Raw genomic sequence first — 10,480 nt, 5'->3', positions numbered from 1 at the left:
CCAACTAGCTAATGGGACGCGGGCTCATCTCATACCGAAATTCTTTGATTAAGAAATGATGCCACTTCTTAATGTTATCTCGTATTAGCATACCTTTCGGTATGTTATCCGTGTGTATGAGGCAGATTACCCACGCGTTACTCACCCGTCCGCCGCTAGGACAAAAGTCCTCGCTCGACTTGCATGTGTTAGGCACGCCGCCAGCGTTCATCCTGAGCCAGGATCAAACTCTCATGATAAACTTGGCATTACTTTATAAATAAATGGTGTGTTAATTGACCTACTGTTTAATTTTCAAAGTTCAATACTTTTTCGCCCCTTTTCGAGGACAAATACTATCTTATCATTTTAAATTTCTTTTGTCAACTTTTTTTCTAAACTTTTTTATCCACTTTCGAGGACAAGTAATAATATACCATGCCATTTTATATACGTCAACACCTTTTTTTATATATTTACAAAAAAACTCACATGGACAATTAGCCCTGTAAGCTTTTTAATTCATATTTGACTGTGCCTTCCAATCTAAAAGTTGGAGATTATAACTTCTTATTACAGATATAAGTGTATCTGCATATATCTTTTCTCCAGTTTCGTTTTCTTTTGTACTATATCCAGCTTCTTCTAATGACTGAGCTTGTTGTGTATAATGACTTCCATTGAACAAGCCGTTATCTTCATATCTTTTATTTTCTATTAGAAACTTAGCATGATCTTCTAAAGAATCTTTTTTATTATTATATGCTCTAAAAGTCGCTATAGCTTTTTGGTTGTTGTATTCAGTGGTATCCATTTTAACAGTTTTTCCACTCCACCTTTTATCTGCTTTTATACCAAATAGGTTGTTTCCCTTTAGGCTTAAGTTAGATTTACCCCATCCCGATTCTAATATGGCCTGACCTACAGTTATAGAAGGCAATACTCCATAGTCATAATAATTTTCTATAGCTTCATCTGACAATTCTTCTATAAAGTTACTATAATCGGAGTTATTACCTAAAGAAACCTTTGACAATGATACATATTTTAAATCATCTACATATTCATGTACCTTCTTTTTATCTTTATATTCAAATTCCATTTTATCTAATACATAATCTAAACTATTAAGTTTATATCCACTACTTGCATCACTATTTTTATCTATAAACATATTAGCCAGTTCTAAGGTACCTTTTTTATTTACCCTGGTAAAGTCTTTTTCATATCTAACTGCATCAATAGCTGCTAAGTGCTGCCAATTAATTTGAAGTTTATCCATACTTACAACATCAGCATTTTCTATATAAAAAGCTACATCTAAATCATTTGAGTCTAAATGCGAATATAAGTCATATATATTTATAGCTAAATTGAATATCCCAACTAAAACTCCCAATACAAAAATCAATTTAAATGTATTTTTGAAAGTGTATTTACTTTTTTTTCTCTTTTTTAATCGCCCTATTTTTTTCCTTTTCATGAACTTCCCCCTATATAGTATAAAATATAAGTACTATATTTATATGATATCTATTATATAATAGGGCAAAGTTTATAAAAATAAAATACTAAAATATAATGTTTATTTTTGTATTACATTTAGGACATATATTATTTGAAACTAATGGTATGGCAGTGTACATTTCTCTATTTATTAATAGTTCATTACATTCATGGCAATAGGTGTTATTATCTACACCTGATACATTCCCAACATATACATAATTTAAGTGTTTTTTGGCAATTTCCATTCCCTCAATTATTTTATTTATCTCTGTAGGTGGATTTTCCATTTGGTAATTAGGGAAATATCTAGATAGATGAAGAGGAATATCCTTATTTATATTGCCTATAAATTTTGCTATATCTTCAATTTCTTCACTAGAGTCATTTTCTTTGTCTACAACTAATGTTGTTATCTCAACATGACAATACTTAGATGCAATTTCTATAGTTTTCAATACAGGATTTAATTTTGCTCCACATAATTTATTATAATAACTTTCATTAAATGACTTTAAATCTATATTCATAGCGTCTATATAGGGTAGTATATTTCTTAATGGTTCTTCATTTATATATCCATTAGTTACTAAGACTACTGATATTTCTTTATTGTATTCTTTAATTTTTTTGGCAGCTTCATATATATATTCATACCACATAAACGGTTCATTGTAAGTAAAGGCTACTCCTACGTTATTTTCCATTAAATCTATAGTCTCTATAAGTTTTTCTATATTTATATACTGAGTTTCTGGCTTATATTGAGAGATACTATAATTCTGACAAAAACTACAACTCATATTACATCCAAATGTACCTAGTGAAAATATATTATTTCCAGGTTTATAATGATATAGTGGCTTTTTTTCTATTGGATCAATAGATGCTGATGTTACCTCTCCATAGTTTATGGCCACGATTTCATTATTTTCATTTTTTCTAACTTTACATACTCCATATTGATTTTCTTTTAAAGTGCAATTATGAGGACAAACTCTACATCGAAGTTTATCACCCTCATTTTCCCAAAACATAACTTTATAGTTACTCATATTCTACATAACACCTTCTTTATATCTTATAACTTCAAATTTTTCTATATTATAATCATCATTTGGGTCTATTCCTGCCTTTTCACATGCTATTTGTAGTTGATAATCTACAGTATCTACCCCCTCTAAATCAGGAAGTAGTAGTCCTTTTCTCATCCCTTTAGATACTATAACTCCATATTTTTTAGGATTTAGTTCGTCCTTTTTAGCAGGTTCTGGGTCCGTTAGTACATCCACTGAAATATCTATATCTATTAATTCATGTTCTTCTACAGGATCAAACCTATAATCTCTTGTAGCTGCTTCTATTGCATTTTTAATGATTTCTTGTGCTACAGAGTCTGTAGTTGGATATATAGTACCTATACATCCTCTAAGTTGTCCATCTTTCTTCAAGGAAACAAATACTCCATGTTTTTCGTCAGTTATTTCCTTAGGTAAGTTGTCTGGAATCATTATATGTCTTTGATGTGTATAGTAATAATGTAGATTTTCCCTCGCTAATTTAGCATAAGGATTTGAATTTTTCATTTTATTATTCAACCTTTCAATTTTATCTTTAATAATTTCTTCTAGAAAATCTATATTTTCATTTCCAACATTAAATTTCATAATTCCATAACCTACTCCAAATGTACCTTCATAAGATAAAAGTTCTCCTTTTATGTCTTTTCCATTTAAAGATCCTAAAAGTATATAAATAGATCTAAGTCCACATTCTGCAGCTTCTTCAACCATACATTTATCCATGGCAAATACATCTTTTACATTTCCTTCTTGTAATAAATTTATTAACTCTTTATCAAACTTTTCTCCTTCTGGCGAATAAGAATATGGGCCTTCCTCTTTTAGCTTATGGGATAAATCTCCGCTAGCAATTATTACTGATTTTTTGTTTAGTTTTGATATAGATTCTTTAATTATCATACCAAACTTGTATAACTCTACATCAGAAAGCATTCCATATGTAATATGAACAATTTTATAATTAGTGTAATTTTTATTTATAAAATAAAGAGGAACCATAGCTCCATGATCTAGTTCATACCTTCTGTTATACTTTCTTAATATAGGAGTATTTAATCCTACAACTGGTATATCTTTTTCTTGTGATGTATTTATAATTTCTTCAGTAAGTTCTAAATCTATATCTATGTCCATAGTAACATCACTTACACCAAATTTACTAAAATTTCCACTTATATCACTTTCATTCGAAATAGATATAGCATCGCTAAACAACATTCCGTGAGGAGTTATTAATACTATAGTTTCTGGCTTTATTCCACTTATTTCTTTACTTATATTCATAAAAGAATCCAGAGTATCTTGTATCTTTTTTTCTTCTCCTTTTCCGACCTCAGCAATAGCAATAGGTGGATGTGGCATTAAATAATAGCCTAATATACTCATAAAATCACCTCTTATTTTATAATAATCAAAAAATCTCTTGCTCATAATTCTAATTTTTCTAGCAATCAAAAGAATCGTACTATTATGTACGATTCTTTATTATTAAGGTTTTAAAATTACCTTTATACAATCTTCTTTCTTGCCATCAAATATTTTGTATGCATGCTCTCCTTGGTCTAAGGATAATTTGTGAGTTATTATATCTGTTGGATCAAACTTTCCTTCTTTTATAAGCTTTAATATAGGTTGTACATATGAGTGGGCTGGACATTGTCCCATTTTCAAAGTAACATTTCTTGAGAAAAAGTCTCCAAGTGGAAAAAGGTTATATTTTGCTCCATAAACTCCTACTAAACCTACAGTTCCACCTTTTCTAACAGCTTGAGATGCAATTTCAATTGCAGACTTAGAGCCACCCTGTAACTTTAATACACTTTCTATTTTTTCTATAGTTGACATTTTACCATCCATACCAACACAGTCTATTACTGAATCTGCTCCACCACGGGTTATTTCCTTTAGATATTCCCCTGTATTGTCATGATCTTCAATATTAACTATTTCAACTTTATTGTGTTTTTTTGCATGGTTTAATCTATAGTCTAATGCGTCAACAGCTATTACTCTTTCAGCACCTTTGTAATACGCCCATTTCTGAGCCATTAATCCTATAGGTCCACTTCCTAGTACGACAACTGTATCTCCCGGTCTAACATTTGATATTTCTGTTCCCCAATATGAAGTAGGTAAAACATCAGTTAAAAATAATACCTGTTCATCTGTTAACTCTTCTGGAACTACCACTGGTCCAAAATTTGCATATGGAACTCTTAAATACTCAGCTTGACCTCCATCATATCCACCAAAAGTATCGCTATATCCATATATAGATCCTATTTCTCCATGTTCATTTGAGTTATCACACTGACTAGTTAAATCATGGTCACAAAACCAACAGTGACCACAAGATACAGGAAATGGTACTATTACCCTATCTCCTTTTTTTACATTCGTCACATCTTTTCCAACTTCTTCTACTATTCCCATTGTTTCATGGCCTAATATTGATCCTTTTTTCAACTTAGGTATAAATCCATGAATTAAATGTAAATCAGAACCACATATAGCTGTTGATGTAACCTTCACTATAATATCATCGCTTTTTTCTATTTTTGGATCTTCAACTTCTTTGTATTTTACGTCTCTTATTCCTTGATAAGTTAGTGCTTTCATATAGTTCACCTTCTTCATAAAATTTCTAATTCTAACATTATGGTGAACATATTTCATAGTAATTATTCCAAAAAAAATAAGAGAAGTCGAAGACTTCTCTTATATATTATACTTATGCATTTTTCTTACGAGACGATATATCAACCCATACAGCTAGTAATAATACTAATCCCTTAACTACTAGTCTTTGAGTTGTTGGAACATCTAAAAGTAACATTCCATTATTTAATGTAGACATTACAAGAGCTCCTACTATAGCTCCTATTATAGTCCCTTCTCCTCCTAATGTTGATGTTCCACCTATTATAGCTGATGCTATTACATCTAATTCCATACTTTGCCCTGCTGAAGCTGCAGCAGATCCTACTCTAGCTGTATATATAAGTCCACCTAGTGCACATAGTATTCCAGATGATATAAATATCCAAAGAGTTCTTTTTCTTATATCTATACCAGATAATTTTGCAGCTTCTTTGTTTCCACCAATAGCATATACATGTCTTCCGAATGTAGTTTTAGTTGTTAGATATGAATATAATCCTCCAATTGCCATTAGTATTAAAATAGAATATGATAATCCTAAATAAAGTGCCATTATTGAGAATACAATTCCAATTAACAATACAATTAAGCCTGTTTTAAGTACAAATAAATTTGTAGGTAGTACTTCAAATCCATAATTTATTCTAGATTTTCTCTTTTTAATTTCATAAACTAAGTAAGCTATTATAACTATAGCCATTATAATAATAGTTGTGTCATGAGGCATCATATCTTTTGGCATGTTTTCCATAAATAAAGTAGGAACATATCCTTGACCCATTAAGTTGAACTCACTGCTAGTTGCTATAGTTTCTCCATTTGTTATTCCAAGTAACAACCCATTAAATATCATCATTCCAGCAAGTGTTACTATAAATGCAGGTACATCTTTATAAGCAACCCAAAATCCTTGCCATATTCCAATTATAGCTCCTACTCCCAATGTTATAATAATAGTAGGTACTACTGAGAATCCCATTTTAGCTTGAAGTATAGCTGCAACAGCTCCTGTAAATCCAACAACAGCTCCTATAGATAAATCTATATGACCTGCAACTATAACAAGAACAACACCACATGTTAATATTGCTATATGAGCAGTTTGTAAAAATAATGTAGATAAGTTTCTAGGTGTAAGGAACTTATCGTTTAATGCAGTAAATATTAACATTATCCCAATTAATGCTATAAACATCGTATATTGTTTCATATTACTTCTTAGTGATGATTTTATTATATCTAATGTACTTTTTTTAGATTGAGTTTGAGTTGTCATTTTTTACCCTCCTTTAATGCTTCGTAGTTGATAAACCAGTTCCTCCAGTTGCATAGTGCATTATTATTTCTTGACTTGCATCTTTATAATCAAGTTCTGCATTTATTTTCCCTTCATGCACAACTAATATTCTATCGCTCATACCTAGTATTTCAGGTAACTCTGATGAAATCATTATAATACTTACTCCCTGATCTACTAAATCATTCATTATGTTGTATATTTCATATTTTGCCCCTACGTCAATTCCCCTTGTAGGTTCATCTAAAACTAATATTTTAGGCCCAGCCATTAGCCATTTTGCAATAACTACCTTTTGCTGATTCCCTCCACTTAAATTCCCTACTTTTTGTTCTATTGAAGGTGTTTTTACCTTTAGTACTTTTACATAGTCATTTGCTATTTTTATTTCTTCATTTTCGTTTATACCTTTAATACTTGATATTTTTTGTAAGCTTGCAAGAGTTGTGTTTTCTTTTATATCCATATTTAATACTAATCCCGTTTTTTTACGGTCTTCTGATAAATAACAAAGGCCTTTTTCTATTGAATCCTTTGGACCTTTTATCTTTACTTCTTTTTTATCTATATATATTTGTCCTGATTTGTTAATTCCATATGCTCCAAATAAACTCATCATAAGTTCAGTTCTTCCAGCTCCCATAAGGCCTGCTATTCCAAGTATTTCCCCTTTTCTAGCAGTAAAGCTTACATTATCTATAGCCTTTTTATCTGGAAGTTCTGGATTGTGTACAGTCCAATTTTTGACTTCTAGAACTACATCTGCAGGATTATGTTCTTTTCTAGGGAATAATTGAGTTAATTCTCTACCAACCATTCCTGTTATTATCTTATCTTGGTTAACACTTTCATCATTTTTATAACTATCTATTGTTTGACCATCTCTTAAAATAGTTATAGTATCTGCAATAGCTTTAACTTCTTTAAGTTTGTGAGATATATATATACAACTGATACCTTCTTCTTTTAACTTTCTTAATATGCTCAATAAATTTTCACTATCATCTTCATTAAGAGCCGCTGTAGGTTCATCTAGTATTAGTATTTTTACATTTTTAGATAATGCTTTTGCTATTTCTATTAATTGTTGCTTTCCTATTCCTAGGTTTATTACTTTTGTATCAGGCTTATCATCTAAACCGACTTCTTTTAAAAGTCTAGCACTTTCTTGCATTGATTTATCCCAATCAATAATTCCATTCTTTGAAAATTCATTTCCTAAAAATATATTTTCACATATATTCATTTGTTTAACTAATGTAAGCTCTTGATATATTATTCCAATTCCTACTTTTTCACTGTCTTTTATATTGCTAAACTTTTGTTCTTTTCCATCTAATATTATTTGACCTTCATATGTTCCATTTGGATATACTCCACTTAGAACTTTCATTAGAGTTGATTTCCCTGCTCCGTTTTCTCCAACTAAAGCATGAATTTCTCCTTTTTTAACCTTGAAATTTACATTATTAAGAGCACGAACTCCAGGGAATTCTTTAACTATGTTGCTCATTTCTAAAATGTGTTCACTCACCTAGGATACCCCCTTCTAAAACACCGTTAGACAACTTGAGGAATAACATAAAGTTATTCCTCAAATTTTAACAGTTTTTTATTTTAAATCATCAGCGCTCATATATCCGCTTTCAACTAATACTTTTTCTAAGTTTGCTTTAGTAACAACTTCTGGAGTTAATAATACTGATGGTACTTCAAACTTACCGTTATCTACTTTACCATTAGTTTCTATAGTTTCTCCATTAGCTAAAGCTATAGCCATTTTTATAGCTTCTTCACCTAATTTTCTAGTATCTTTGAATATTGTCATTGATTGAGTGCCTTCCATTATTCTCTTAGCCCCTGCTTTTTCAGCATCTTGACCAGTTATTGGCACTTTTCCTGCTAAACCTTGTGCAGATAATGCTTGTATAGCAGCTCCAGCAGTTCCATCATTTGGAGCGAGTATTGCATCTACTTTATTGTTGTTTGCAGATAATGCAGCTTCAACTATTTTTAAAGCATTTTCTGGAACCCAGTTTTCAACAGCTTGATCAGCTATAACTTTTATTTTTCCTGAGTCTATAAGAGGTTGTATGTGTTTCATAGCCCCTGCTTTGAATAATTTAGCATTGTTATCTGTAGGAGCTCCAGCCATTAATATATAGTTACCTTCTGGAACTTCTTTAGTTATAAATTCACCTTGTAATTCTCCAACTTTTTCGTTATCAAATGATAAATAATAATCTAAGTTTTCAGTATTAGTTATTAATCTATCGTAAGATATTACAGGTACTCCTTCTTGCTTAGCTTTATCAACTAATGTTGCAGCAGCTGCAGCATCATGTGGAGCTAATATTAAAACATCTATTCCTTCTGTTAATAATGATTCAACTTGAGTTATTTGTTCTTGCATGTTAGCATCTGCAACTTTAACTATTAACTCTACTCCTAGTTCTTTAGCTACAGCTTCCATCTTTTCTTTATCTTTAACCCATCTTTCTTCTCTTTGAGTTGGTAGAGAAAGTCCAATCTTTATCTTCTTTTCTCCACTATCTGATGAGTTATCACCAGTGCTAGTACATCCAGAAAGAAGACCTAGAACTAATAAAAAAGAACATAATAATGACAAAATCTTAATCTTTTTCATTATAAATACCTCCTATTTTTTATTTGTTACATACTATAATCGTTTTCCTCATTAAAATTGTACTACACTAATACTTTATATAATACGCTTATGTTCTGTAGTATTTTTTTATTATCTGAATAATTTTAACCTTCTATCTTATTTAGGTTTAATATATAGCAATTTTTTAATATAAAAAAATACTATATATTAAAAAAGCCTTAATATATTGCAACAATGCAATATATTAAGGCCTTATTTATTTCTATAAACTTCATTTTTCATGTGAAACCCATCTTTTATTATAGTTTCATCTATGTTATTTATATCTACTGGTATTGGTTGAATTACATAATACGGTACATTATATCTTCCGTCATATATAGTATCTTTAATATTCATCTCTTCACCTTTAGCCATAGCCATAGCCATATTAGCTGCTGCAAAAGCAAGTTTTTCTATTGGCTTATATACAGTCATAAGTTGAGTTCCTTCTACTATTCTTTGGCACGCAGCAAGATCTGCATCTTGAGCAACTACTTTAACTTGACCTGCCAATCTATGTTCTGATAGTGCTTTAATAGCCCCTCCTGCTAAACTATCATCTCCAGCTATAATGGCATCTATTTTATGTTTTTCTTGAATAAATTCATCAGTAACATTAAATGCATATTCAGTCATCCAATTTTCTGCCCATTTTTCACTTATAATATTTATGTCCTTATTATTTATTAGAACTTTATCGTATCCATTTTTTATAAGTGTTGTGTTATTATCAGATTTAGCTCCATTAATTATAAGATAATTCCCTTTGGGAGCATTATTTACTAGGCTAGTTGCCATAAGTTCTCCGACTTTTACATTATCAAATGATATATATAAATCGACATTTGAGTTTAGTATAAGCCTATCATAGGAAATAACCTTTATTCCATTTCTCTTTGCTAATTCAACGGCTTTAGAAGCTTTTTCTAAATCATTTGGAACAATTATAAGTACATCAATACCCTCACTTATAAGATATTTAACTTGCTGTAGTTGATCTTCGTCGTTGTTATTAGCATTTTGAATTAAAACATCCCCACCAAGTTCAGTTAATTTTGCCATTAATATATCTTTATCCTTGATCCATCTTTCTTCTTTTAATGTTCCAAGGGAAAAACCAATTTTTATTCTATTATCTACAATGTTTGAAACGTTATTATCATCTTTTTTTATACTAGTATATAGATTGTAATTTTTTATTGTAAAATAAGATAAAATTATAAGTACAATAAAAAGAACTACAGTTATCGCTAGCTTAATATATTTTTTCATCCTTACACCTCT

Annotated in this window: 8 protein-coding genes and 1 rRNA gene; all 9 read right to left on the bottom strand. The window is 30.2% G+C overall.

The genetic code is table 11. The features are described 5' to 3' along the window. Positions 1 to 239 (bottom strand): 16S ribosomal RNA (locus tag BS62_RS04145); the annotation flags it as partial. A gap of 257 nt (positions 240 to 496) precedes the next feature. Next, on the bottom strand, positions 497 to 1,462 hold the full coding sequence (locus BS62_RS04140) for a glycoside hydrolase family 73 protein (protein ID WP_496489984.1): 966 nt from the start codon (positions 1,460 to 1,462) through the stop codon (positions 497 to 499). An 88-nt stretch (positions 1,463 to 1,550) separates the two neighbouring features. After that, positions 1,551 to 2,540: an AmmeMemoRadiSam system radical SAM enzyme gene (gene amrS, locus BS62_RS04135; RefSeq protein ID WP_496489983.1), complete on the bottom strand. Its 990-nt coding sequence runs from the start codon at positions 2,538 to 2,540 to the stop codon at positions 1,551 to 1,553. 3 nt (positions 2,541 to 2,543) lie between these two features. After that, entirely contained in the window at positions 2,544 to 3,953 is a 1,410-nt protein-coding gene (gene amrA / locus BS62_RS04130) for an AmmeMemoRadiSam system protein A (protein ID WP_496489982.1), read from the bottom strand. Positions 3,954 to 4,055: 102 nt separating this feature from the next. Further along, positions 4,056 to 5,186, bottom strand: coding sequence for a zinc-dependent alcohol dehydrogenase (locus BS62_RS04125; RefSeq protein ID WP_496489981.1), 1,131 nt, complete (start codon positions 5,184 to 5,186; stop codon positions 4,056 to 4,058). Positions 5,187 to 5,298: 112 nt separating this feature from the next. After that, complete coding sequence (locus BS62_RS04120) at positions 5,299 to 6,504, bottom strand: sugar ABC transporter permease (protein WP_496489980.1); 1,206 nt, start codon at positions 6,502 to 6,504, stop codon at positions 5,299 to 5,301. A gap of 13 nt (positions 6,505 to 6,517) precedes the next feature. Further along, positions 6,518 to 8,059 (bottom strand): xylose ABC transporter ATP-binding protein, encoded by a 1,542-nt coding sequence (locus tag BS62_RS04115; RefSeq protein WP_496489979.1) that lies wholly within the window; start codon positions 8,057 to 8,059, stop codon positions 6,518 to 6,520. A 78-nt stretch (positions 8,060 to 8,137) separates the two neighbouring features. Beyond that, positions 8,138 to 9,172 carry a sugar ABC transporter substrate-binding protein gene (locus BS62_RS04110; RefSeq protein WP_496489978.1) on the bottom strand — a complete coding sequence of 345 codons (1,035 nt, stop codon included), beginning with the start codon at positions 9,170 to 9,172 and terminating at the stop codon, positions 8,138 to 8,140. Between the two features lie 234 nt (positions 9,173 to 9,406). Beyond that, complete coding sequence (locus tag BS62_RS04105) at positions 9,407 to 10,468, bottom strand: sugar ABC transporter substrate-binding protein (RefSeq protein WP_496489977.1); 1,062 nt, start codon at positions 10,466 to 10,468, stop codon at positions 9,407 to 9,409. Positions 10,469 to 10,480: the final 12 nt, after the last annotated feature.

The sequence above is a fragment of the Sporacetigenium mesophilum DSM 16796 genome, from assembly GCF_059569055.1.
This window is presented reverse-complemented; position numbering and strand designations above follow the sequence as displayed.

Coding starts and splice junctions, on each gene's coding strand:
- amrS (WP_496489983.1), bottom strand. CDS start 2,540: ATGAGTAACTATAAAGTTATGTTTTGGGAAAATGAGGGTGATAAACTT.
- BS62_RS04110 (WP_496489978.1), bottom strand. CDS start 9,172: ATGAAAAAGATTAAGATTTTGTCATTATTATGTTCTTTTTTATTAGTT.
- BS62_RS04120 (WP_496489980.1), bottom strand. CDS start 6,504: ATGACAACTCAAACTCAATCTAAAAAAAGTACATTAGATATAATAAAA.
- BS62_RS04105 (WP_496489977.1), bottom strand. CDS start 10,468: ATGAAAAAATATATTAAGCTAGCGATAACTGTAGTTCTTTTTATTGTA.
- BS62_RS04125 (WP_496489981.1), bottom strand. CDS start 5,186: ATGAAAGCACTAACTTATCAAGGAATAAGAGACGTAAAATACAAAGAA.
- BS62_RS04140 (WP_496489984.1), bottom strand. CDS start 1,462: ATGAAAAGGAAAAAAATAGGGCGATTAAAAAAGAGAAAAAAAAGTAAA.
- amrA (WP_496489982.1), bottom strand. CDS start 3,953: ATGAGTATATTAGGCTATTATTTAATGCCACATCCACCTATTGCTATT.